The sequence below is a fragment of the Sporomusa malonica genome (genome assembly GCF_900176355.1).
Taxonomy (GTDB): Bacteria; Bacillota; Negativicutes; order Sporomusales; family Sporomusaceae; genus Sporomusa; species Sporomusa malonica.
Map to the genome: position 1 here is coordinate 96,743 of NZ_FWXI01000017.1, position 25,104 is coordinate 121,846.

Sequence of the window (25,104 nt, forward strand, 5' to 3'; positions counted from 1 at the left end):
GACCTTTGGCGAAAGCGGAAGCCGATGTTGCCCTTATCCAGGAGAAAGTTATACTTTCTATCAGGACGTAAAAAAAACAAGAAGCGCACAATGCCAGTGCGTTTCTTGTTTTTTAATTTACTTACTCTTTATTAACTATTTTCTATATTTTGGCACTACAAGTAGTATCTTCTAAGCTCGAAATAGCGCGTACACGCGAAATTCCGGCATCTATTATCCCAGTTGCAACTGCCATAGCAGTGGCTACACCCCAGTCGCCGGCAGATAAAGGAACCGTACCAAAAATTGACTGAAGTAAGGGAAGATGTACACTGGCAGCAACCATACCCAGCGACAGGGCTACTGCCGCAACAAGCCACAGATTGCTGAACAAACCAACGCTTCCTGTCTGTTTTTCGCCGCGGCAATCAAATATATGCACAAATTGGCTGATTGCAAGTTGAACCAATACGAGGGTCCGGGCCAAAACCAGGTTACCGGTTGACCGCAATTTCCACATATACAACAACAGACTAGTAAGGCCGATAATGAAGCCCCTGGCGAGTACTTTCGTCCCCAGACCACCGGCGAACACACTATCGCTAGCCGTTCTTGGCGGCTGGCGCATAATATCCTGGGCAGGCGGATCATTCACTAGCGCCACGGCCGGAAGCCCGTCTCCGACCAAGTTGATCCACAAGAGTTGAATCGGGATGAGTGGAAGCGGTAACCCCATCAGCGCAGCCAACAGCATCAATACGACCTCGCCAATATTGGTCGCTAGCAGATAGCGAATGGCCTTGCGAATGTTAGCATAAATAGACCGCCCCTCCTCCATGGCGTGTACTATAGTAGCAAAATTATCATCTGCCAGTGTCATACTAGCAGCTTCTTTGGTCACGTCTGTTCCCATAATTCCCATAGCGATCCCGATATCGGCCGCTTTTACCGCCGGTGCATCATTGACGCCATCGCCGGTCATCGCCACCACGTAACCTCGCTGCTTTAACGCTTTTACTATCCGTAGTTTATGATGCGGCGAAGTGCGGGCAAACACCGTGTTGGTTTCAACTGCATCGGTTAGCTGTTTATCAGACATACGATCGATTTCGCTACCCAGTAAAACTCCGTCCCCGGCTTGTAACAGGCCGATTTCTCTTGCGACAGCACTGGCAGTTCTTTGGTGATCGCCAGTAATCATGAGAACTTTCACCCCTGCCTGCCGGCATTTAGCAATGGCCGGAGGAACTTCCGGACGGGGCGGGTCAATCATACCCAGCAGACCGCAGAAGATTAATTCTTGTTCTGGTTCTTCCTCGCTATTTTCGTCAAACTCCTCGATCAGCCGATATGCACAAGCCAAAACGCGAAGAGCCTTATTGGCCATCTCATCATTAGCGCACATGATTTCAGCACGAACCGCATCGTTCAACTGGCGCACCTCACCGTCGCGAAGATAGTGGGTACATGCGGCTAATACGCGATCTGCTGCGCCTTTAACATTCAGGAGCATATCGCCCACTTGGGTTTTATACACAGTTGACATGATGCGGCGTTCTGATTCAAATGGATACTCGTAGACTCTTATAAATGATTTTTCTAGCTCGTCCCGCCATAAACCAGCTTTGGCGGCTGCTACCAGGATGGCACCTTCGGTAGGATCACCCTCCACCGTCCAAAGTCCATTACGATGTTCACTCATCGACAAAACCTTGCCTTCTTTAGACGCCCTACTTTGATTCAATCGTGCATTATTACATAATGCACCAGTGAGCAGCGTTTGATATAGTTCGGCATTCTCATAGACGTTAACAGGGGCTCCTCCATCGATAAAGAAGTCCCCTACAGGCGTATACCCCTCACCGGCCACCTGCCATTTTCGTCCGTGTGTATATACCATGCGAGCCGTCATCTCGTTTTTTGTAAGAGTTCCTGTTTTGTCTGAACAAATTACAGTAGCACAGCCCAGAGTTTCAACCGATGACAATTGGCGGATGATTATATTGCGCTTACTCATACGTTGTACGCCCATGGCTAAGGCAATGATAACAATGGCCGTTAAGCCCTCCGGTATGGCTGCTACAGCAAGACTGGCCGCAGTTTGCAGCATATTCACGAATCCTTGACCCCGTATTATTCCCGATACCATGACAAATCCAGATACCGCCAAACAACCGTAGACAAGGGATTTTCCAAGTTGCTCTAGCTTGCACTGCAGCGGCGTAGCCGCTTCAGTTTGATGCTGGATAAGTGAAGCAATTCTTCCCATCTCTGTTTTCATACCGGTCGCAACTACGATCGCCGTAGCTCGTCCCCGCGTTACACCGGTGCCCATAAACACCATGTTCTTACGATCTCCGAGGGTAGTGGCTTCATTGCCTCGATATCTCGGATCTTTTTTCGCCGGTACTGTCTCACCGGTGAGTGACGCTTCCTCGGTAGCAAATTGAACTGCAGTTATCAGCCGGGCATCAGCAGGTACCCGATCACCTGCTTCAAGGATGATCAAGTCGCCCGGAATCAAGTTCTCAGCCGTCACCTTCTGGACCCGCCCCGCCCGAATCACACGCGCCTGTGGTGCTGCCAGTTTCTGCAAGCTTTCGATGGACTGTTCGGCTTTGCGTTCTTGAATAACGCCTAATACGGCATTAGCCACTACAATAGATCCCGTCAGGAGGGCGTTACTACGTTTCCCCAAGACAAAAGAAATACCGGCAGTCCCAAGCAGCACTTGCACCATAAAATCTTTGAATTGATTGCCCAATAGTTCCCAAAAAGATGCCCGCTTGCCTTCGACCAGCTTATTAGAACCCCATTCCTTAAGGCGGACGGCAGCCTCGCGGTCACTCAAACCAAAGTTATCTGAGGTTTTAAGAAAATCACAGACACTTTGTGTGCTTTCAGAATGCCACAGCTTACTGGAACCGGTGTATGAAATGCCTTCTATCTGGGGGTTAGATACCGGTAAAGCTACCAGGCTAGGGCTGCCGTCGGCAAACTGCTGTAGGTTTATCTCCAGACTGTTGCCTCCCCGACAAAATCGCCCCCATGCCTGTGTTAAGACTTGTTGTATCTCCTTTACACCAAGTCTATTCTGGTCGAAATGAATTAAGGCCCGACCAGTGAGGTAATTTGCACTGATTGAGATAATGTTGTGATCAGATGCCAGCTGTTCTGTTAAAAATCTTGCAAATTGTTTGTTGTGGCATAATCCCGGTACACTGACACGTAAGCGCCCGGGTAATAAGCGGTAAGTTTGTCGTTGATCTACAGATAAGAACAAGCCGTTTCCTCCTTGTGGTTTCTTGCATCAGTATAGTGCAGTTCACCTGGGCACAATGGTGACAATAGCCTCGCCGAGTTAAGTACCACTGCTGCGGTACTGACATTGAGTAACAAACCGGCGCTTAGAGGGGTGATGATGCTCGATGAGGCCAAGGCAACACCAAGCAGATTCAGGCCTGTCGCCAAGAGTAAGTTTTGACGGGATACTTGCTCTGTTGCTCGGCCTAACTGGATTAGGTGGTCAACCTTACTTGGGTCATTTTCGGTTATAATTACATCGGCTGCCGCCAGCGTTGCTGATGAACCTTGGCCCCCCAGCACTACACCAAGATGGCTTGCAGCTAATGACGACACATCGGTTTCCCTACCTGCCACGAGCAGAATCTTATGATTGTCATTGCGGGCCGTTTCAATAATAGCGGCCGTTTTATCAAAGATTACCGTATCGATCTGCGCCGCCATTTCCAAATAGCGTGCATCCTTTACTAAAATCCCTTGCCGCAGACTAGCTGCAACGGCAGCTCCCTGGGCAGTATTACGGGCTAGCGCAACTGCAACCGGGCAACCTGCTAGGAGTACTGCGATGCTCCGGTGAATATCACGGGTCACAAGTAACAATGCTGTACTAATCGCGGCTGTACCGATCAGTAAACGTCGTTCATATAACTCAGATCGTGGCATCAGCCTCCTGTTAGGCAGGTGTACCACCTCCGGCTTGCAGACCGGAGTTGCGTCCATTATTTCCGACTGGGGTATCTTACGGAAAACCTCCCTAATCGCGCGGCGCGAGCGGGCCTGCATAACAAATTGAAATAGATTGCTGAGATACACCATCCATAGAACTGTTAAACCGGTAAGACTCTCACGTAACGTAAGTAATAGCAAAGTAGCACTAAACAATAGTAAATCGCTATTTAGCCGTCTTTTTTCCGCCAGTGCCTTCACACCACTACGCAGCAGGGGGTAACCTGCAACAATGGTTACAAGCGCACCAAGATTACATATATACCGGGAAGATGCGAACGGGGATCGTCCTACTAACACACGTTTGATGATCAAACCAGAGAGAGCCACACCTGTTGCAATGGTGTATATCACCGGCCCGGAGCGTAAATACGAAGACAACTTATCCCTAGCGTGAGTTGCAACTACCGGTTTTATGCTCTTATAGCTAGGGGCCTCATAACGTTTGCCCACACCTCTTCTAATGAAGGTTTGTATTTCGGCCAGATTAATACGTGTCGAATCAAATCCAATCAATACACGACCTGATAGCGGATTGGCCTCAACACTAGTGACCCCAACTTGTCGCCGTAGGTAATCGGCCAGATAGTCTGCCATTTGCTTATTGTTCCTCATGCCAGGTACCATTATGCGCAGTCTCCCTGGTAACAAATGATACTCATCCAGCTTGATTGCCAGACACTGCATTGGTCGCCCCCCTTCTTTTTGAAAAAAAAAAATAACAGCACGGCATGAACCCTTGCTGTTATATATTCTGGTTGTTCTAGAACAATTTCATTCTTGTCCATGAAATACCAGCTAAAAGATTATCACGCGATTCTTTACTTCGCTGTTTGATGTATCCGAATAACTGGCCCAGAAAGTCCTCCCACAGCCGCGCAACCTCATTCTTATTCTGCGCCGACTGCGCCCTCAACTGGATACTTAAGTCTACAGCCTCTTTCAACTCACGACTGAGTCCGCTCAATTTTTCGGCTAAACGTTCAATTCGAAGTTGCTGCTCGCTCCCTATTGACATTCTATCTCACCTCATTGAGTTAAATCCGGATTATCAATGCCACCGTCAACCGGCAACTCATCAAAGGAAGCTTCGATGGACTGTTTGAACTTATCAAATTGGGCCTCTGCCATCAAGTCTTCCAGATCCTCTTTGACGCCGCTAAACAGTCCTTGGGCTTGTTCTCCTAGTTCCATTACGCCCTGGACAGTCTTTAACACTAATGGTCGCAGAGTCTCTCGGACACTCGGAACCAGCACAGCTCCTACCAACGCTGCCGCCAGCCAGAAACCGGGGGTTCGTCCAGTACTTGACTTGACGCGATGATTAAATTGCCGGTTTAGACGTCCGACCCCACCCATATCGGGGCTGACCTCTACCAATTCAATAAGTTCCGCCAAACTCATCAATTCTCTTCGCTCTTGCTCTATCATCTGCCGCAAGGCCTTGAGGGCGTATGGGTCAGTTATCGTAGACATCCGCCGCTCATAGCTCTGTACAGCTGCCAATTTGGCCTCAAATACCTGTTCCAAACCGGCAATCGTCTCTTCGTTTGAAGACTGGACGACTCTCTCTTTTAGCCGTTTGCTTCTGCTTGACGGTGGTTGTTCCTGGCGTTCAGCTTTCGGCTGTCCGTCCATGTTTTGCATTGTGTCCCTTCCCCCCAAATTTCAATTGCATTCGTTATATTGTCCAAAATGTACCAGGTATATACCGGCGACTTTTGAAAACTAAGAAACCATGTACCAACAATAAAAGAAGCACCTTAGTTAAGGGTGCTCATGAAAACCTTCCGTTCTCTGATTTATCATATTGTTTACTACTTTTACCCCTTCCGCGTAATGCTCACGAATACTGTCACGGAAGAAGCACCCATTTACTTTTTGCCGATAACTAATAGACGTAAAAATTGCCTCGCCGATGGCATATGTAAAAGCATAGGCCAGCGCCCCTTTGGCCACCATCCCTGCCCGCGCGGGCAGCTTCCCAATAATACTGGTAGCTGTACTTTGAGCCAATAAAGCCATGCCAGTCAGTATTCCAATTTCAGGTAGTTGACGATATGGTACGACAGTGTACCCCGATAGGCCTACTAATTCAAATAGCATCTTCATTTCATTAAGAGAAAGAATGATGAAATCTGAAATGCCTTCAAAGGGTATAGAAACCATCTGATGTGGACCTGGAACTGTATTTGGCACTGAAGTAATGACCGCCCAGGCTGTATTCTGGAACGCTGTATCCTGAATAACAATGGTTGCATGCTCCCGCCGAAATACTGCGAAGTGATAGGCAAGTGCAAAGCGCAGGTCGTTATGAGCAGCTAATACTTGGGTTGGTAAATGCTTATTGCCGCTATTGTCAAATATATATACCTCTGTTTTAAAACGCCGGACTTGATTGACGTATTCTGGGCTCACAATACAAAACGTCGTCGATTTGATGAGTTTCTCATCAAGCTTTTCATTCAGATTCCCAATATAAATAGACGTTATATATCTTGTCAACAGCCGGGTATTGCATTTTACTTGCATCGGAGATTGATCTGAACTCGCCTGGCCCGGAAAGGAACTCAGCCATTTTTTCATTGCCGCTACATCCCTTTCAGAACCGATAAGGCCAATATGTAAGTTTTGTTGACAGAGTCTATTTATCTCATGCCAATTGATTCTCTTCAATTCATTCCAGGCTCTGCCGAGAATATTGAGACCGTTAGGGCTTGTATCTTTCTTCGCCATGTTTAGCCCTCCCATCGTTTTTTTTAATTTTCCCATTCACTCGGCTTCTATCCAATGCTAAAACCAATAAATATTATCATGAATTTTCCAGGTATGTAGAACTCTGGCTGTGGTAATTCTAAAACAAGTACTTTTTCATTTTGAGAAACTGCAACCATGGAGGTGACTACTATGCATTGGTTGCTCATGCGTCCCGCCATTGGCTGGGGAGCCTTCTTGCTCATTCACGCACTCGGAATCCCAGCAGTATACCGAATAGGAAAAATGTGTGCCGCAAAAGAGGGACATAAACAAGGAGCTGCTGCCTGCTATGAATCCAGGGCAGAGGATGAGGTTTTTATGGAGCATTAGAAGCGAAACAGATAGATGGTTCAAGACCACTCTTTTGGAGTAAAAAAGAAACCCACTGCCTCAGGCCTATTTCAAGGCTTTTGCAGTGGGTTTCTTAGTCTTTTGCTCCGGAGAGAATTTTGGCGAATTAATACAAAATTAACCAGCCCTTAATCTATTAGTTATTAATTTATATTAAAATTATTCTTGAGTATCATTCTTAAATGTTTCAAATTTAATTTGATTAGAGGTGATTTTGTGACTAATTTGACAGCTCTTCTGGTGAGTAAGCCTATCAAGAATATTAAATTTGCTGTTTTATCAGATACGCACTATTATTATCCGCAACTCGGTACAACTGGTGAGGCATTTCAAGCTCACCTTGCCAGTGACAGGAAAATGCTGATAGAAAGTGAAGCCATATTAATCAGTACTTTGGAAGCGCTCAAGAGAAGTGATGCCCAATTTGTATTGGTTTGCGGCGATCTCACTAAAGACGGGGAATACATTTGCCATCAACGCTTTGCCAATTACATGAGTGAATTAACCAGTATAGGGAAAAAGGTATATGTAATTAACGGTAATCATGATATTTATAATCCGTACGCTTATAGCTACAGTGGCTCTACCCAAACCCGAATACAAAATACTTCACCCAGCGATTTTAAAAGTATCTACCGGCCATATGGCTATGGTCAGGCAATTGCAGTAGATCCAAATTCCTTGAGTTACGTTGTGGAGCCAGTCGAAGGTCTCCGCATCATCGCCATGGATTCCTGTATCTATGACAGCAACAACACTGTTCCCTTAACAGAAGGCACTCTCATAGCAGATCGGCTACATTGGATAAAAAAACAGCTTAAAGATGCCGCTTCCAAAGGAAAGACGGTTTTGGGCATAATGCATCATGGTATTGTACCTCACTTTTCATTAAAACCAACTTACTTCTCTGAATACCTTTTGACTAACTATGAGCAAGCAGCGAAAGAGCTCAGTAGTTTGGGAATGAAAGTGGTATTCACTGGTCACTTCCACGCACAAAATATTGCTGAGAAAATAATCAGTGTCAACAACAATTACCTGATCGATATTGAAACAGGCTCCTTAGTTACTTATCCTGTTCCTTACCGAATGGTTGAAATGACTTCTGACTTTAAGAAGTTAGAAATTACATCCGCAAAGATACTTAACGCTAATTGCAATACAGGTGTCCTAGATTTTCAAACTTATGCAAGCGAATTCACCGCGCAAAAGATCAAGGAACAATTTGTTCAGCAATTCGCTGTAATCCTGATGCAAGCACAACCTGATCTTACATTAGCACAAGCTTTGGAATTTGCCGCTTCACTGGCAGCACAACAAATTAACAAAATTACTGTCAGTGATTTGTTTGTCAATGCTATGCTAGCTCATTATCAAGGCGATGAAAAACCGGACGCGCCGACACGAGCCATTTATCAAACCCTAGCTTCTTCTACCGATCCAAACTGTCAAGTACTTGGCGAGTTCTTACTGTCGCTTGGCGCTGACAGCTATCTGGCTGATAACACGGTTACCATCGACTTAACTACCGGAAAATCTGTAATCAACCTTTTAAATGCAATATGATAAAAAGTGATGATCGGCTCCGGGCCTCTTTCCTACTTGCCTGCCTCAATGCCTAATACGTGCCACAGCACCGTTAATGCACTCGGTGCTTTTTTCTTTGTCCGGCTTGATGTTTTGCCGCTTAATGGGGCACCTTCTTTTCGCTATCTACGATCAAGCATGTGGAATCACTTAGTATAGCATCCTTAATTTGCTTCTTTTTATCAATGTGGTGTCCACTAGATATATCAATCGAAGTGCTTCCATTTGCCCTGAAATGGAAATCCACAAAAAAGCCTGAACCATCGGCTTCTATTTCTACTCTATGGCGGTGTCCACCTTTATGAATCAAGTCTGAAACGGTAAATTCTTTATAATTTTCAGAACAGAACCTTTTAGTAGTAGAAACAATTTTTTCTCTATTTAGCATTTTTTCTCTACTCATTAGTAATACTACCCCTCATTCATATGTCCATTATTTAAAAACCATTTGTTATCGACGGGACTTATATTATACTGATAAGTTAGCAAAGTCAATGCTTAGGCCCTATTTTTACATGTTTTTAAAACAATGTACGGGGCGGCAGCATTTTTATCATATCCTGGCATACAAAATGGTAATTTGCTAAAGAAAATGGTTGAAGAGCCCAAGCCTTAATAGTTAAAGGTTTGGGCTTAAGTATTATCCAAAATTACTAAAAACTAACAAAAACTTATTGCACTTTTAATATTATCGGTTTATCATACTATTAAGTTCAGTTTTATTAGTTTATGTTTGTTTTGATCGTTCTTGCTGAAATTCAGCATCTCATTAGAAACTACATAGGAGGCTCCTATCATGATTAACGTCAATTTATGTGAAAAACTGCCTGTCGATCCTTCACCCGTCCAAAACCTGATCACTCAGGGAATCGTTTACGAATTAGCTGCCCTTGCCGCTAAAGAAGGTGTGTTTACCGCTCTGACTGTTGAAAAGACGGCGTCCAGGCTGGCCAGTGAATTGACTTGGGATGAAACAATAACTGAGCTTGTGCTAGAGGTGCTTGTCCAATCAGGATATTTGGTTTGCTCCAAAGGGTACTATTTGGCTATCGAAGCAGTGGGACAATATCTGCACAAAGGCAGCCCATGGTTTCTTGCCGATTCCCTGCTGCCCGAGTTTCCCATCGGCTCTTTTGCCCACAGAGCGCTTCAAGCTCTTAACAACAATGCCTTTACCCCCTGTTGTCATGAAGAAGCCCCAACCCACACAGAGCGTCTGCGTGGCATTGGCGCTCGCGCCGTGGCCAGCGAATTTGTCCAGACCACTGTCCAGTCAGTAAACCTTGACCAGAAGGAACACTTATTGGATTTAGGCGGGGGCCATGGTTTTTACAGCATTGCTTTTGCTCAAAGATATCCTAATCTGACTGTCACGTTATTTGATGTTCCCGCCATCGCTGCTCTTGCCTCAGCATCCATCCACGATTACGGCTTAAGTTCTCGCATGCATACCCTGTCAGGTAATTTTTTAGAGGAGGACATCGGGTCTGGTTACGATGTCATTCTATGCTCACTTATCTTGTCCCCTCCTACCCTGGAAACGGTGCTGAATAAAGTACGCTCCGCATTAATACCAGGCGGAACACTGATTGTGCGTGTCCATATCAGCGGCACGCATCCCACCCTTTCGGGCAGCATTAACCGCCTGTTTTGCGCCCTCAATGGCCACCGGAAAATGTATGAGTTGGCTGAATGGAAAAACTGGATAACCGAGCACGGCTTCCAAGATGTACAGACTGCCAACATAACCGATATCGTTGCGGTGCTGACAGCAACCCGTCCGCTATCAGCCGTTGGAGGTTTACGATGAAAAAATTAATCCTGTTTTTTAGCGTGCTATTCTTATTGATCATACTTACTGCTTGCAGCAAATCTCCTGTTGCAGTCGAAGGTAAAGAGAAAGCAGCCGAGAGTGCAACAGTTCTACTTACCGACCAGTTAGGACGGCAAGTAGAAATTCCCCGCCATATTCAAAGAATTGCGGCACTCGATCATTTCGAGGGCCATATCGCTTTTGCGCTAGGACAACAGGACAAATTGGTACATCAGGCTCTTTACGGGAAGCTCGCTCAGGCCATGATAAAAGTAGATGCCAACTTCCGAGCCAAACCTCAAATACGCCAAGAACAAAAGACGATTACGACCGAATCGTTGGCAGCGCTAAATCCGCAAGTCATCTTTATCAACTCCTCCTTTGATAAAACGCAATTACTGCAATTCGAGAGCGCAGGCATGAAGGTAATTGCCCTCAAAGGCGAAACCTTAGCGGACAGTTATGAAGCTGTGAGATTAATGGCCAAAGTACTCGGATGCGAAGACAGAGGAGAAAAATATATTGCAGCCTGTGACAAACTGCTGCAGCTTGTTAAAGATCGGACAAGCGGTATTCCAGTCGACAAACGACTTAACGTCTTGTTTACAGGGCCAAGAGATGTTTTTTCGGTTGCTACCAAAGACATGCTGCAGTCGTCCATCATCGAAACAGCAGGCGGAAAAAATGCAGCCAGTGAAATAAAAGGCTACTGGATTACGGTATCGCCAGAACAAATCTCTACCTGGAATCCTGATGTAATTTTTCTCGGGTCATCACTCGATACTTATAGCCCTGATGCATTGTATACCAATCCTCATTTTGCCACTGTCAAAGCTGTACAGGATAAGCGGGTTTATTCTTTTCCTTCTACTATTGGCTGGTGGGACTACCCTGCGCCCCGTCATATCCTGGGAACAATATGGGCTGCAAAAACTTTGTATCCAGAAAATTTTTCCGATATTGATATGATAAAAGTCGCTGATGAATTCTATTTTGAATTTCTCGGGCATTCATTTACCGAATTAGGTGGAAAGTTGTAGAAAACTATGAACAAAAAAATTTTGTTGATATTGATTGTATTATTTATTGGTGCTTTGGCAGTTGCTTTAGGCGTGGGGCGCTATGCCATTTACCCTGTTGATATCGCCAGTATTCTTCTGACTGCTATAGGCTTAAATGGGCTGCTGCCGGCGGTGACGCCGGAAACATACCTGATTTTCACGAATATCCGCTTGCCAAGAATTATTATGAGTTTCATTATTGGCGGCGGCATTTCCATTGCAGGCGCTGTTTTCCAGGGAGTTTTCCGCAACCCGCTGGCCGCCCCCGACATTCTGGGAGTGAAATTCGGGGCTGCTTTCGGTGCAGCTCTGGCAATTATCTTTTTCACTCAGATACCCTTTGGTGTCTACAGCTTTGCTTTTGCTTTTGGACTGACTGCTGTACTCTCAGCCTACTTGCTGGCACTGCGCAGCCAGGATCCCTCGGCATCTGTCCTCGTGATTGCAGGCATCGTCGTTTCTTCCTTATTCCAGGCCGCCTTATCGGTTCTGATTTATTTGGCAGACCCTTATGATCAATTATCCCAAATTACCTTTTGGCTTATGGGTAGTTTTCATACCGCTTCGTGGCTCAAAGTAAATACCATTTTACCCATAATCACAGTTTCCTCCCTGCTCATCTACCTCTTCAGCTGGCGTTTGAATGTTATGACCTTAACCGATGAAGAAGCCCTTTCTTTAGGAATCCCCGTTGTCCGGTGGCGAATGCTCTACATTCTCTTAAGCACATTAATTGCAGCTGCGTCTACAGCCACTGTAGGAGCCATTCTTTGGGTCAGTCTGATTGTTCCCCATATCGCCCGCTACCTGATCGGCACAGAACACCGGCAATTGATCCCGGTTACAGGTTTTCTGGGTGGAATTTTTGTGTTATTAATGGATACCCTGGCCCGTTCCCTGCTGGTAGCAGAAATCCCTATCAGTATCGTTACATCAGTATTCGGCGCACCCTTTCTGGGCTACCTGATTCAATGCCGCAAGGGAGGTGAACTCGGCAGTGACCGTGCGAATTAATAACATTACAGCAGGTTATGGGAAGGTTCCTATACTCAAAGATATTAGCGTAGAATTACCCAGCGGCCAATTTTGCGCCCTTGTTGGCCCTAATGGCTCTGGCAAAACAACCCTAATGCGCTGCATCAACGCTATTCTTACCCCTTTCCAAGGGCAGATCCTGATCGATAATCAGGATGTATCCCGTCTTTCCAGAAGCCAGACAGCCAGACTCATCGGCTTTGTTCCTCAGAGCACTCAAAGCGTCTTCGCTTTTACTGTGATAGAAATGGTTCTGATGGGTGGAGCAACCCGCATCAAAGCTTGGTCGGCGCCCACCCAGCAGGATAAGCAGAAAGCCCACTTAATCTGCGAGGAAATCGGCATCGATCACCTAACGACTCATTCCTTTCAGCAACTATCAGGTGGTCAGAAGCAACTCGTCATGCTGGCGCGAGCCCTATTTCAGGAAACTCCTGTCCTTCTTCTGGATGAACCCACATCAAACTTGGATTTTTGCAATCAACACAAAATGATGAACTTGGTTCGCGATGTGATAAAACGCAAGAACGCAACCGCCCTTATCACCCTCCATGATCCCAATCTTGTCTTGAATTACTGCGATTCAGCCGTCTTAATGAAAGAAGGGCGTCTGATCGCTTCCGGACAGGTAGGAACAACTTTATGCGACACCAACCTGCAAACTGCATTTGGTGATAACATCCAAACCGATACTACCAGCCAGGGTATGTCTGTCATTGTGCCTAAGCAGCTCTTCTTCCCCCAAAATGCTATGCAAAAACAACCAAAGGAGCATTATATATGAAATGCAATTATTGTGAATGGCGCTGCGACCTTGGCCCGCAAACCCTCGGCGTATGTCGAATGTATCATCTTTCAGAGGGCGCCATAAAGGAACGTTTCCCTCACAAGTGGCGCACCTATGATATTGCTCAAATTGAATCTTTGCCGTTCTACCATGCATATCCGGGAAGCCGATCAATGACCCTAGGCACTGTAGGTAGTAACATCGGCTGCAGTTACTACACCAATACTTATATAACTAAAGAAGACCCCGCCTCTTTACAGGGCCGGATACGGATGTATAACTTCACTCCTGCAGAACTGATCCATATGGCACAAAAACTTGGCTGCCATAACATAGTATTCAATGTCAACGAGCCGACAGTATCGCTACCCTCACTACTTGAGGTATCTCATTACGCTAAAAAAGCTGGCATTCCTCTAGGTTGCCTAACCAATGCCTATATGACGGAAGAAGCAACTGTACTTTTTGCCTCTATGTTCTCCTTCATAAACATCAATCTATTAGGGTTATCCTCTTGTTTTTGCCGAAACTCCCTGGGCATCCCCGATTCCCTTCCCATTTTGCGCAACGTTGCTGCCCTGGCTAATCTTTGCCACCTAGAGGTAAGCACCCCTGTTATCCAGTCTGTCAACGACCACGAACTAGACGAAATAGCCGCTTTCCTATTAGCGACCGATAGGTACATTCCCTGGCATGTCTTCAGTTTACTGCCGGAGCACAAGACGAAAGAAATCGCTTCCTCCAGCATTGATTCCACTCATGCTATCTTAACCAAATACCGTAAAGTCTTGCCCTATGTTTATTTTCATAATTTTATTGACTCAGACTGGGTTAACACTCAGTGCCCCTGCTGCGAGCAGCTAGTCATTGAACGAATCGGCGGCAACTGTCTGACCGGCTATCATTGCCTGGAAACGCGTTGCCCCCGTTGCGGCCAGGACATCAGCATATTGGTCAAACAGAAATTCTGAAATTCCGCGAGGGCACTTAAATAACATAACGCAAAAATAATTCTTTCAAGTCACAAAGAAGTGCCGACCGGTTATATCCGTGTCGTTTTTATATTTTTAAGGGAGAAAAAAGCAGTGCTAGAACGAAGATTCTTTTTTACAACCCCGTAGACAGCCAAATTATCTAACAGTACAGGTGAATGGAGCTACGCTGACTGTAAAGGCTTGGAAGCAAGACGGGGAGTTAATTGACGAATGGCGCCTGGATAAATCAGCGCCAGCGCGACTGGGAATGGTTCAATAAGTCCCCAAGAAAATGAACAAGCAACAGCACTTACGTGCCATTGCCTGTTCATTTTTTTGCTCTAACTGATAACAGTTTTTATATTTATTTACATTTTAATGTTGACACCAGCCATAAAATTAATTCCATCACCAGGGTAGTCATATTTCTCCCAATACTTGGTATCGAAAATATTATTTACATGCAGAAAATATCCGATATTTTTATTTTCTTGGTAGTCAAAATTAAGATCTACGGTGTGATAGTTGTCAAGTTGTTTATAGGTATTGTTGCTGGTTAGAATGTTGCCGAAGTAATGACCAAGAACGCTCGTCTGGAACTTGTCTACAGTATAGGTTAAGCCGTAATTAACCATGTTGTCCGGCAAATCGATTGCTCTTGTTTTAACTCCTGCTTCATTGGTATCTTTGGCATCCAGATATGTATAGTTGACAAAGCCCTTCAGACGTTTGGTAAAGTACCGGCTGTATTCCAATTCCACGCCTTGTATCTCCGTTTTAAAAATATTATGATACGTTTTATATAACGGACTGGTAGTATCAGTAATTCTGTCGATACGATTATCTATTTTATTATTAAAGGCTGCAACATCCAGCGAGGACTTATCATCAAAATCGTGTTTCCAGCCTATTTCGTAGTTGGTTGCCTTTTCAGTGTCAGGGATCGACACACCACTTGTAAGATTGGTAGAAACTTGTTTGGCTGTAACAAATATATGCGACTTACCGGCGGAAAAGCGCAAGGTATTTTGTTCATCCAGTTGATGAGTAATATTAAAGACCGGATCAGTAACATCTTCCGTGCTGCTGTTCTGGACGCTGGTGGAGCCAGTTTTGTAATACGAGTATGACTGTTTTGCCCGGTCATGACGCACTCCCAGTGTAAGGTTAGTTTTATCATCAAGCTTCAGATTATCCTGAATATAGTAACCGCTGCGTTTATCGGTACCGTTTTCATCGAGATTAGAGTTGTTCTCATCTGTATTCCAGTCGATTTGGGTGTATTTGGTGCCAAAGGTAACAGTATTATTCCAGGAAGTCTGTAAATCACCGGTAAACTCCAAACCGTTTCCTTTTGAATACCAGCCGCTACGGTACCAGATCGGGTGTGCATAGTCAACAAGAGCAGGGTTGCTAGCATTAGTCTTATTATATGCCCATAGGTCATTTCCATCCGTTACATGGTATAATTTTACATCATATTTAAACTTGTTACTAGTTTTCTGTTCAAACAGCAAGGCAATATTAGTCTGTTTAAAGTCAGTATATTTCCAGTCTTTTACGGAGTATAATCTTACTTCTTTGCCATTTTTGAACACCCCGGTTCCAACTCCCCGGTCACCGGACCAGCTAACATTAGCAGTGGTTTCCTGACCAGTGATTTGATCAATGCCATTAGATATTTCACGGTCGGTATTCATATAGTAGCCACTCAGTGTCAGAGCTGAATCATGGCCGAGGTTCCATTTGATTTTACCATTAAAATAATCTGTATCAAATTCAGAATTATTCAAGTGCCTATTGCCTTGTTTTTTGCCGGCGGTTACGTAGTAGCTAGCATCGCTGTCACTGCCGCTGTATGAGATATAGTTATCATAACTATTATGTGAACCGGCCGACAGATTAAGATTGAATTGACCAGGGCCTTTTCCCGTTTTTGTAGTAATTAAAATAATGCCGCCTTTGTAGTCTGTCCCGTATTGTACAGGACCAGGCCCTTTGATGATTTCGATCTTCTCAATGTTATCAGCAGGTATGGTTTCCAAATTTGATGCAGAATTTGAAGCAATACCAGACAAAGGGAAGGCCGGCATGCCGTCGATGTAGACTTTCGTCTGATCAGAGGCGGCACCACGGATGCGGGCCAAGCGGGCATTTTTATCGGTATAAGCGACATATATCCCTGGTACCCTACTAATTGCCTCAGCCAGATTGGTTGCGCCCATCTCTTTAATTTTTTCCGCCGTAATGACCTCTGTTGTCACCAGATAGTCTGCCAACGCCGTTGAACGGACTTCCACTTCTTCAACAGGAATCGCATTGGACTCTTCCGCCATGGCAGGATTGAGTGTACATAACAGAAAAACGCAAACCGCTGGTGGGATGGCCATTTTTTTAAAACTTTTTCGCATACGATAAATCCCTCTTTCCTTAATATTTTCTCTAAATAACATCCTGTTGAAATTCCTATATTCTTAATGGAAGATATTATGGTTTTATAGCTACTTTTTGTCCTGTTATGTAGATCGCTCTTCGTTCTAATCCTGAAACGATACGTGCCGCATCAGCATTGTCTTTAACCACAAAACCTGACAAGTCGTTAATACCGAAAGAAAATAGCTTTGGTGCCAAAGGAGTGAAGGGTCCGACAACTACAACATAAGCGTTTTGGGCCAGTTCCAGCATGCGCGGTAATGTTTTGTAAATCAGGCTACTACAACTGAGAATAACAAAATCACTTTCCGGTAGGATGTATTCAGCAGCTGCTTCAGGGTAATCACCGTCCTTCGGTTCACGTTCAATAATAGTAAGATCGCATACTGGCTGAAACAATTGCTCAATATAAGGAAAATGACCGAAAACGGCAACTTTTTTATTTTTTATTACGTTTTGATAGGCGATAAAAGGATCATTAAGGCGATCCTCACTATACAGACTGTTTGAAAGCGCAATTCCGTTACCAACCGCCGTCGCCGGTGAATTATACCAGGCATTTATTGCTGCCATGCCAACAGAGGCTTCAATGAAATTCCAGGATTTAATGCATTCTGCCAATTTTTTCAGCGGCATATGCAGTGATTTTTTCATCGTTTCCGGCAGGCTATCTCCCGGCAAAACATGACTAAAGCCGCACCCATTGCCACTTCGGATTAACACAGCATAGGTTCCGCAAATGAATTCATCAACAAGGCACTCTTCCGGTATTCCTTCGATCAAAGCATCATATAATTCCCACATTTTTCACTCTTCTCCTTATCCTGCTTTAAGGAATTTAACCATTATATCCGGCCCACTCACTATAAAGTAGACTTAGCTTCAGATGGGGTTTTAACCCCACCTGAAGGTTAGTCGCCCTTATCCAGGGACTTAGCCGCTCTTAACTCCCACTTGCAGAAGTGGGAGTCTTAGAGCGGGTTAGTCATCGGATAAATCCAACTTCAGAGATGAGACTCTTTCTCCATGCCTCAACTGCTGCCGAACGGCCAACATGACAGCATCAAGTTTTTCAATGTCACTCAGGCTTTCGATTTCTTCGTCTGAAGTTTCCATGATTTTATGGATACCACCGTTTTTAATCACAATACGCTTATCAGCACTCAAAGCCAACAGCGGATCATGGGTTGAAATCAATACAATCTTTTCGTTTTCCGTTAATAGGCTGATAGCCTGTTTCCGGTCAATGCCGGCATTTTCTATTTCGTCAATCAGGACAATAGGCGAAGAACTCATATACGCCGTGTCGGCAATCATCAGTGCACGGGATTGTCCTCCAGAGAGCTGGGTTACTTTGGTATCCATGGTGAATTTTTCACCGGCCAGCTCGTTAGCACAAACAAAACATTGTTGTATCACCTGCTCGGCACTCTCGCAAAGACGGCTTTTTGCATGCATTGCCAGAAATTCCGCGACATTCAGATCCATAACGAAATTCATGTTTTGCGACAACTGCGCCACCATTTTGTTACCCATATCAAATCGTTCCTCATCGGTCAACGCGTGGTCATTAATCAATATCTGTCGTTTGGTCGGTGTATCGCACTGAGCTAAACATTCGATATCCCCCAGCAGACGGCTTTTCCCTGAACCCGTAGGGCCAACGATACTAACGACCTCACCGGCTGCTATCGTAAGGGTCACATTCTCCGCTTCCCCTTGTTTATTTCTGCCGCCGATGATTGTAATATTATGTATTTTTTCCTTTTCTTCCCGGTTATTCACCAGTGTTGCCATGAATTTTACCAATTCTTCGGTTAGGCTGAATCCATCGAGCCCGAACTCATCCAGTTGCTCCTGCGGTATTTCTTCTAACGCCTGGGCTACTGTGAATTTTTTCTGCAGGTCCTGCAAATTATAATTTACAAAAAAATCCTGTACGACCGGATAGTCCACGAGGATTTCAGCAATCGTCATATTAGTGACGATTGCTCTGATTCTTGCATTTTGCATCATAGCCTCACCTGAATTCCATCTTTTTCAGCATTCCCATTTGGTAGGTCTCACCGACTCGCGTTTCCCCGGTACAGTAGGCACATACCGAAGAAGGCATCGAGAAGCGTAAACGTCGATTTTTCAGCGTAGTGATGTCTGCTGCATTTTTGACATGTTTGCTTAACAGGAACGCCCCTTGACCGGTAATTCCATTTACAAATAGAATTCTGGCTCCAGGGTTGACTTGTCGAACATTGAACATAAATACTTCCCGTTCAGCCTGTGAGACAATATCCCCCTTGGTAATCAAAACAATATCAGCCAGCTTCAGCATGGGACCAATTTTACGGGGAGTGTTAACGCCAGAGAGATTATCAATAACACAAATGGCAAGAATCCCCTGAATATGGGGAGAACAGCGATTACATAAACCTGCGCTTTCGCTAATCAATATATCCAGTCCGGCATGATGCCCCCACTCGACAGCATCTTCAATATTGCTGATAAAAAAATGATCCGGGCAGAATTTTCCTGAAAACCCCACCTGAACTTTTACGCCATATTCCTTATAACTTAGTTGATCAAAAGACGTCAGGCAGTCAAATTTTACAACACCGACCTCTTGGCGCCCCTCCCTGAGACAATCAATCAGTCTGAGAATTACTGAAGTTTTACCGGAAGAAGGCGCCCCAGATACCGTAATGAGTTTCATAATCTCCCCCCCAAAGCTCGTTTACCTGGCTGCCATACCTTTCCCATCAGCATTAACACCGATGGCGATCCTGTGTATTCCATTGCGACGAATGGCATCCATCAATTCCACCACACGCCCATGTTCGACACCGCTGTCGGCATTAATAATGACAGAGATTGGCTTATCGCCCTGACTCTGGCGCACTAGCCACTGAGCGGCTTCCGCCGGGTTTCCAACTTGTGCCTTGTCGCAGAAGAGCTTACCGTCTTTGGTTACGGTCAGTAAAATCACTTGCTGCGCCTTGTCCTCCATTCCGGCCGCATGGGGAAGATTCACAGGTAAGGTATACTGGTTGGTCATGGTTAAAGTGGCCAGCATGAAGAAGACCAGCAGAAAAAACATAGTGTCGATCATGGGTATAATCTCGATGCGGGCTTTTTTTAATGGCTTTCGCGGTATCTTCATCGCCCGTCACTCCTTATCAGGAAGGACTAATGCCATTTCCAGCCGGGTGGCGTAATGCTCAATCATTGCGATTTCCCTTTCGATGCGGGCCAAAAAGTAGTTGTAAGGAATTAGAGCTATGACCGCCACGCTTATTCCCGTTGCGGTGGCAATCAGCGCCTCGGCTACTCCACCGGTAACAGCGTGGGGTTGTCCCATTCCGGCTAATGCCATAATCTGGAAAGAATCAATCATACCGATAATCGTGCCTAAGAGTCCTAGGAGCGGCGACAAGGTAACGATGGTGTCCAATACCGGCAGTCCGCGCTGCATCGCAGCGAGTTCATTGACTCCCGCTGCTTCCATGGCTTTTAAAGAGTGATAACGATTGGTTATTCCAGCAGACATGACGCGAATTAGCGGCATTGAGGACTTTCTCGCCATGTCAGCCGCTTCATCCATACGGCTATCACCGATCATATCCAATATTGCTTCGGCCTGAGGTATTGCTCCGAGGCGCCGGAAGAAGAAAAAACGTTCAATAATGACAGCTATCGCCACAACAGAGCAGACAGCGAGAGGCAGCATCATCCAGCCGCCTTTTAACAGTTCGTACACTAGGGATCATCTCTCTTTCTGCTTGAAGGTATTGCTGTGATGCTACCTATTCTGCCTCGTCAAGACGGAACCGGACTCTTACGTCATGGAAACTCGTAATAGGCACACTACCCTTTTTCGCCGGGGAAAAGCGCCACTTTTTCACCGTTTGCACGGCAGCTTCGTCCAAAATGCCATAGCCGCTTCCCACCTTTACCGATACCGATTCAACCGATCCATCGGTATCAATGAGAAGTCGCACTACTACTGAACCTTCCCAGCCAGCCTTTCTGGCAGCTTGTGGATAAGCCGGTTTGGAACCGGAGAGATAACTAGGGGATGTTCTGGCGCCGCTGTCATGACTATTCGCCTCTCCATTACCGGTGGTTGCTTGCTCCCCGCTATGACCAGCTGCGGTAGTTTGTCCAACTACAGCCGTTCCCGCCGAAACCGTCTTAGTTACATAGATGTCGTTTGTTTCTCCTGGTATAGACGGCGGGAGAAGTTCTGTTCGGGTTGCAATCGGCACCAGTTTGGGAACTGGCTGTTTGGTCGGCGCTGGCGGAGGAGATTCTGACGGCGTAGAATGTGCCGTGTCCGCTGTTTCAACCACAGCGACAGGGACGATATCAACTTCAATGGCAGTAATTTCTGCCGGCTTATTGCCCGGATGATAAGGCGGTCCCAGCATAGTCAGGCAGACAATCAGGGCACCGTGAAGAAGAAGCGAAATTCCGGTTGTTTTTGTATATGGGGATTTACTAAGATATTTCATTCTGCCTCCATCAAAGGTTCATACCCTATTGGTTTTGTAGCTCACCATATATTATCGAAATATATACTCATGTTAAGGGCTTCGTCTTCGAGATATCTCCACCTCAGCTTAAATACGTCGCAAACTTCTAGTTCGCATTAAAAATCAACTAAACAAGCTATGCGTCGTTTAGTTGATACCACCTTGTATCTTTTTATTTATCCATAATCTTACTTATTTTTATCATCTTAATACAAAAACAAACTGCAGTCAATATAAATATTATTTTAATATCTTTTTTGTTTGTTTTTGTTTGCTTATTTTTGTTAGAAACTAAGTAAAAGAACTTATTAAGGGTGCCATCATGGCAAAAGTTGTTATGGACTATAAAACTGGTAGCAGCTATTACCGTAGATTCTGTAGAAGATTTGAACCTAGTACCTGGAGATAAAGTAACTGCTTTGGTAAAAGCTACAGAGATGATGGTGCTTAAATAATCGTATTAAGTTCTTCAAAAAAAGCGGCTTAGCCTTTTGGCTAGCCGTTTTTTTTTGCGTCTAACGAACATGGTGACTCAAAAGCATCCTCCCAGTACATCTTCTCAAGTTGGGTAAGAACCATATCCATCCATGATAAATTCAATCAAATATAAATATTGTAAAAATTTTAAAAATTCCATTTGAGACAATGACAAATCAATCAATATTGCATTATTTATTCATTCGCAATATAATGTTACTAGAGCAAACAAAACTGAATAAAACAACTGCTAATTGTTTGGTTTTATTCATTTTTGTTGTGAAGTAAATTTCTCCAGTTTTATTTTACAACTCAATTTTGCAAGCAAAATGATTAGCAGATAAACCTATGAACAAGTTACCGGCGCTGAGCATTGGTTTAGTTTCTATTAAGGTACATAAGAGATCTTTAATCGAGAACTTAAGTAAATACAAACTCCTTAGCCGATTAACCTAAACCTTTGCTGGCATGGTGTTCGGCCGATCGGTATAGTGGGAAACTGCTATGCTTCCCGCTTTTCTTTTGGAAAGGAGTGCAATATACTCGGGCGGCGCAATTCCCTGCGTATGTTTTGTGTCAACAAATCGTCCCGTATACAATAATTGCCAAGCCCTCTCCTAAAAGGGTTTGGCAATTATTGTAATTTTTAAGGTGTGGTGATACAGTATGAAGATTTCAGATTTCACTTTAGTAATCGACAATATCACAGTGGATACGCTCCCACTTTTTATCCAGTTAGCCGCCGACACTACAACGGCCTACAAAGAAATCGACTCACTTTATGAAACTGATAAAACACGCTACCAGATCGCTGCATCTCATTCGCCATTCACTGATCATCCCTTGTTCACCACCGGCGGCATTGAGAGGCAAATTTACGCCTCAAAATATTTAGGGATAGTGCTTGCTGCAATAGAAGATGGACGTGGTTCTCCCTTATTCAAACAAGCATTAACCATTATGGGCAAACGTTGGAACGAACTGTATTGCTACATCCAAAAATGTGAAACAATTGATTTATCGGAAGCCGCTAAACCAGAGTATTATGCCGAATCCCTAAAAAACGTACAAACCCACAAATTGCTTACCGGCGCCGCAATTCAATATATCCAGTATTTTAACGAATTATATCCAGCCATTGATTTACCGCTGCATTCCTCTTTAAAATTCGCAATGTTTATGGCATGCGCTTTCGGTCAAAAAATAATTGTATCATCTTCCGAAACTCTATCTATTATTCAAATATTTGGCGGAAAGTTCGATAGCACTGACCAATTTCAACAATTCAAAGGCAGACTGAATAAATCAGTAGTAAAAAAACTCGCTCGTTATCTTAAAAACGTAATATATCAAAAGGTATTTCTTAACTATCTTGATCCTTGGAACGGGGATCGCTTCTGGGAGGGATTAGCCCACTGCACCGCTTATCTATCAGCAACAGTAGGAATCTCGCTACTTTCTCCTAAACTTTTGTCACAGATCAAGGAGCGAGATATCGAACTTCTTTGTCGCCTCTATATTGTTAAGATGACTGCAGAGGCTTTTCGATCTGGCGAACTAAAAAAAAATAAAGAGGCTATGGAATTAGATTGTGTCGAATTTGTAATGTTCGGCTTAAATTTACTTGACTTTATTAGGGAATATAAAAAAGCCAAAAAATTATATTTTGAACACAACGCAACTCATCTATATGCCGAAATAGATAATCTCAAAAGACAGCTTCAATCCCGTGAAACGGAAATCCGAAGCCTCAGCAGAGATTTGACAGCAAAAAACAATTTACTCGCCTTAAAAGAAGAAGAAATTAATACTCTAGTTCTCAAACAAAAATTTGTTCTTAATGTACTGATTAAAGAAAACGAGCAACTTAAAACTAAAATTGCACAAACAGATAAGATTAAAGATACAACTACAGACGCCAAAACAATACAATGCAATTACATCGCACCAATACCTAGTAAGCCGCTCGATACAGAGACATCTTTAAAAATGCTAGAAAACATTCATGCCATAATTATTGGTGGCGCCGAAAGCTGGCAGGCCAAATTGAAAAGTAAACTCCCGCATTTTGATTATCTTAATGGCGATGTAGGCAGCTTTGACCATGCGTTGATCATTCATGCTGATATTGTCTTCGCCAATGTCCGCTGTAAGTTTAGTCACGACTGCTTTTATAAGATGATCAAACTGGTTCGCCAGCACGAAAAGCGTCTGGTATACTTGCCTAAAACCAATATTGCCCTTACTATTCGCATGATGGCAAGTGCTGTAGATTCCACTTACATACCAGAAGAAAACTCCATGGAACATAGCAATATTGGATGCGCTGCCGAATTATAAGCCTTCAATTCAATCAATAATAATTATATTAAGTCTTGCTAAAAAAATCGGCTTAGCCTTTTGGGCTAGCCGATTTTTATTTGCGTTTTGTATGTAAATGGCGACCCCGGCAGGATTCGAACCTGCGACCTTTTGATTCGTAGTCAAACGCTCTATCCAACTGAGCTACGGAGTCATGGATGGTGACCCACGATGGACTCGAACCATCGACACCCTGATTAAAAGTCAGGTGCTCTACCGACTGAGCTAGTAGGTCGACGTATAAATGGAGACTAATTCTATACTGCAATCCCATAATATTGAGGTGTACACCCATTGAATACAGTCGCAACAGGAGACAATTCAATGCTACAGAGTAGCTACCATATAGAATTAATTGGCAGGGGCGGCTGGACTCGAACCAACGCGTGACGGAGTCAAAGTCCGTTGCCTTACCGACTTGGCGACGCCCCTACTAATAGGTGAACATCTCGTTAGAGTATGTTCCCTAAAAACTTCACAGAAGATAAGCAGTGCGCATTTAGATACTGGTAGTTAGCAAAGCTAAAACATACATTATGGATGTTATCGCTCCGCTCTAACTAAGCGATTCGCTCAAGTTTCCGCGTCGCTTTCGCTCCTAAAAACTTGGCTCTCTGCTTAAGTCAAGTCCTCAGCCTATTAGTACCAGTCAGCTGCGTGGATTGCGCCACTTACACATCTGGCCTATCTACCTTGTCATCTACAAGGGGCCTTACTTCTTTCGAATGACAGACCTCATCTTAAGGCTGGTTTCACGCTTAGATGCTTTCAGCGTTTATCCTTTCCGGACGTAGCTACCCAGCTGTACTCCTGGCGGAATAACTGGTACACCATTGGTCCGTCCACTCCGGTCCTCTCGTACTAGGAGCAGTTCCCTTCAAGTCTCTTACGCCCGCGATGGATAGGGACCGAACTGTCTCACGACGTTCTGAAC

Annotated in this window: 23 protein-coding genes, 3 tRNA genes, 1 rRNA gene and 1 riboswitch; of the genes, 9 read left to right on the forward strand and 18 right to left on the reverse strand. The window is 44.5% G+C overall.

The genetic code is table 11. The annotated features are described in order from the left end of the window. Positions 1-142 precede the first annotated feature (142 nt). From B9A22_RS17595 to B9A22_RS17615, 5 genes are all read right to left on the reverse strand, one after another. Entirely contained in the window at positions 143-3,262 is a 3,120-nt protein-coding gene (locus B9A22_RS17595; protein ID WP_084577253.1) for a cation-translocating P-type ATPase, read from the reverse strand. Further along, complete coding sequence (locus tag B9A22_RS17600; RefSeq protein WP_084577254.1) at positions 3,247-4,695, reverse strand: HMA2 domain-containing protein; 1,449 nt, start codon at positions 4,693-4,695, stop codon at positions 3,247-3,249. Before B9A22_RS17600 ends, B9A22_RS17595 begins: the two co-directional genes overlap by 16 nt. 76 nt (positions 4,696-4,771) lie before the next feature. Beyond that, positions 4,772-5,026 (reverse strand): hypothetical protein, encoded by a 255-nt coding sequence (locus tag B9A22_RS17605; protein ID WP_084577255.1) that lies wholly within the window; start codon positions 5,024-5,026, stop codon positions 4,772-4,774. 11 nt (positions 5,027-5,037) lie between these two features. After that, positions 5,038-5,655, reverse strand: coding sequence for a hypothetical protein (locus B9A22_RS17610; RefSeq protein ID WP_084577256.1), 618 nt, complete (start codon positions 5,653-5,655; stop codon positions 5,038-5,040). 120 nt (positions 5,656-5,775) lie between these two features. Then, positions 5,776-6,744 (reverse strand): hypothetical protein, encoded by a 969-nt coding sequence (locus tag B9A22_RS17615; protein ID WP_084577257.1) that lies wholly within the window; start codon positions 6,742-6,744, stop codon positions 5,776-5,778. 171 nt (positions 6,745-6,915) lie between these two features. On the opposite strand from B9A22_RS17615, the gene B9A22_RS17620 reads away from it, so the two are divergent. Both B9A22_RS17620 and B9A22_RS17625 read left to right on the forward strand, forming a co-directional pair. Beyond that, positions 6,916-7,095, forward strand: coding sequence for a hypothetical protein (locus tag B9A22_RS17620; RefSeq protein ID WP_084577258.1), 180 nt, complete (start codon positions 6,916-6,918; stop codon positions 7,093-7,095). A gap of 237 nt (positions 7,096-7,332) precedes the next feature. Next, positions 7,333-8,682 carry a metallophosphoesterase family protein gene (locus tag B9A22_RS17625; RefSeq protein WP_176215576.1) on the forward strand — a complete coding sequence of 450 codons (1,350 nt, stop codon included), beginning with the start codon at positions 7,333-7,335 and terminating at the stop codon, positions 8,680-8,682. 121 nt (positions 8,683-8,803) lie between these two features. On the opposite strand, the gene B9A22_RS17630 is transcribed toward B9A22_RS17625, so the two are convergent. Then, positions 8,804-9,106: a hypothetical protein gene (locus B9A22_RS17630; protein ID WP_084577260.1), complete on the reverse strand. Its 303-nt coding sequence runs from the start codon at positions 9,104-9,106 to the stop codon at positions 8,804-8,806. Positions 9,107-9,499: 393 nt separating this feature from the next. Between B9A22_RS17630 and B9A22_RS17635 the strand changes: the two genes are divergently transcribed. The 5 genes from B9A22_RS17635 to B9A22_RS17655 are packed head-to-tail and all read left to right on the forward strand — an operon-like array spanning position 9,500 to position 14,370. Beyond that, entirely contained in the window at positions 9,500-10,513 is a 1,014-nt protein-coding gene (locus B9A22_RS17635) for a class I SAM-dependent methyltransferase (RefSeq protein WP_084577281.1), read from the forward strand. After that, on the forward strand, positions 10,510-11,556 hold the full coding sequence (locus B9A22_RS17640) for an ABC transporter substrate-binding protein (RefSeq protein WP_176215577.1): 1,047 nt from the start codon (positions 10,510-10,512) through the stop codon (positions 11,554-11,556). The genes B9A22_RS17635 and B9A22_RS17640 overlap by 4 nt, the downstream gene beginning before the upstream one ends. Before the next feature lie 6 nt (positions 11,557-11,562). Next, positions 11,563-12,591: a FecCD family ABC transporter permease gene (locus B9A22_RS17645; RefSeq protein ID WP_084577262.1), complete on the forward strand. Its 1,029-nt coding sequence runs from the start codon at positions 11,563-11,565 to the stop codon at positions 12,589-12,591. Next, positions 12,575-13,396: an ABC transporter ATP-binding protein gene (locus tag B9A22_RS17650; protein ID WP_084577263.1), complete on the forward strand. Its 822-nt coding sequence runs from the start codon at positions 12,575-12,577 to the stop codon at positions 13,394-13,396. Before B9A22_RS17645 ends, B9A22_RS17650 begins: the two co-directional genes overlap by 17 nt. Beyond that, positions 13,393-14,370, forward strand: a complete 978-nt coding sequence (locus B9A22_RS17655) for a radical SAM protein (RefSeq protein ID WP_084577264.1) — start codon at positions 13,393-13,395, stop codon at positions 14,368-14,370. Before B9A22_RS17650 ends, B9A22_RS17655 begins: the two co-directional genes overlap by 4 nt. A gap of 185 nt (positions 14,371-14,555) precedes the next feature. On the opposite strand, the gene B9A22_RS25550 is transcribed toward B9A22_RS17655, so the two are convergent. The 8 genes from B9A22_RS25550 to B9A22_RS17690 form a co-directional block, all read right to left on the reverse strand. After that, the gene (locus tag B9A22_RS25550) at positions 14,556-14,705 is read right to left on the reverse strand and encodes a hypothetical protein (RefSeq protein ID WP_176215578.1); all 150 of its coding nucleotides are present in this window, start codon (positions 14,703-14,705) and stop codon (positions 14,556-14,558) included. A gap of 36 nt (positions 14,706-14,741) precedes the next feature. Next, positions 14,742-16,784 carry a TonB-dependent receptor gene (locus B9A22_RS17660; RefSeq protein ID WP_176215579.1) on the reverse strand — a complete coding sequence of 681 codons (2,043 nt, stop codon included), beginning with the start codon at positions 16,782-16,784 and terminating at the stop codon, positions 14,742-14,744. A gap of 76 nt (positions 16,785-16,860) precedes the next feature. Continuing rightward, positions 16,861-17,610 carry a DUF364 domain-containing protein gene (locus tag B9A22_RS17665; protein WP_084577266.1) on the reverse strand — a complete coding sequence of 250 codons (750 nt, stop codon included), beginning with the start codon at positions 17,608-17,610 and terminating at the stop codon, positions 16,861-16,863. Between the two features lie 177 nt (positions 17,611-17,787). Then, positions 17,788-18,822, reverse strand: coding sequence for an ATP-binding cassette domain-containing protein (locus tag B9A22_RS17670; protein ID WP_245824038.1), 1,035 nt, complete (start codon positions 18,820-18,822; stop codon positions 17,788-17,790). Between the two features lie 4 nt (positions 18,823-18,826). Further along, positions 18,827-19,513 (reverse strand): GTP-binding protein, encoded by a 687-nt coding sequence (locus tag B9A22_RS17675; protein WP_084577268.1) that lies wholly within the window; start codon positions 19,511-19,513, stop codon positions 18,827-18,829. 21 nt (positions 19,514-19,534) lie between these two features. Then, positions 19,535-19,960: an ExbD/TolR family protein gene (locus B9A22_RS17680; protein WP_084577269.1), complete on the reverse strand. Its 426-nt coding sequence runs from the start codon at positions 19,958-19,960 to the stop codon at positions 19,535-19,537. A gap of 6 nt (positions 19,961-19,966) precedes the next feature. Then, complete coding sequence (locus B9A22_RS17685) at positions 19,967-20,557, reverse strand: MotA/TolQ/ExbB proton channel family protein (protein WP_084577270.1); 591 nt, start codon at positions 20,555-20,557, stop codon at positions 19,967-19,969. A 46-nt stretch (positions 20,558-20,603) separates the two neighbouring features. Continuing rightward, a complete protein-coding gene (locus tag B9A22_RS17690; protein ID WP_084577271.1) occupies positions 20,604-21,311 on the reverse strand; it encodes an energy transducer TonB in 708 nt (235 codons plus the stop codon). 335 nt (positions 21,312-21,646) lie between these two features. On the opposite strand from B9A22_RS17690, the gene B9A22_RS17695 reads away from it, so the two are divergent. After that, on the forward strand, positions 21,647-21,787 hold the full coding sequence (locus B9A22_RS17695; RefSeq protein ID WP_139796295.1) for a TOBE domain-containing protein: 141 nt from the start codon (positions 21,647-21,649) through the stop codon (positions 21,785-21,787). Between the two features lie 445 nt (positions 21,788-22,232). Continuing rightward, a riboswitch (molybdenum cofactor riboswitch) is annotated at positions 22,233-22,357 on the forward strand. A gap of 118 nt (positions 22,358-22,475) precedes the next feature. After that, a complete protein-coding gene (locus B9A22_RS17700; RefSeq protein ID WP_084577272.1) occupies positions 22,476-24,149 on the forward strand; it encodes a hypothetical protein in 1,674 nt (557 codons plus the stop codon). 98 nt (positions 24,150-24,247) lie between these two features. Here B9A22_RS17700 and B9A22_RS17705 read toward each other — a convergent pair. The 4 genes from B9A22_RS17705 to B9A22_RS17720 all read right to left on the reverse strand — a co-directional run. Beyond that, positions 24,248-24,324, reverse strand: a tRNA-Arg gene (locus tag B9A22_RS17705). Positions 24,325-24,329: 5 nt separating this feature from the next. After that, positions 24,330-24,405, reverse strand: a tRNA-Lys gene (locus tag B9A22_RS17710). A gap of 121 nt (positions 24,406-24,526) precedes the next feature. Then, a tRNA-Gln gene (locus B9A22_RS17715) sits at positions 24,527-24,602 on the reverse strand. A gap of 187 nt (positions 24,603-24,789) precedes the next feature. Beyond that, positions 24,790-25,104, reverse strand: a 23S ribosomal RNA gene (locus B9A22_RS17720); the annotation flags it as partial.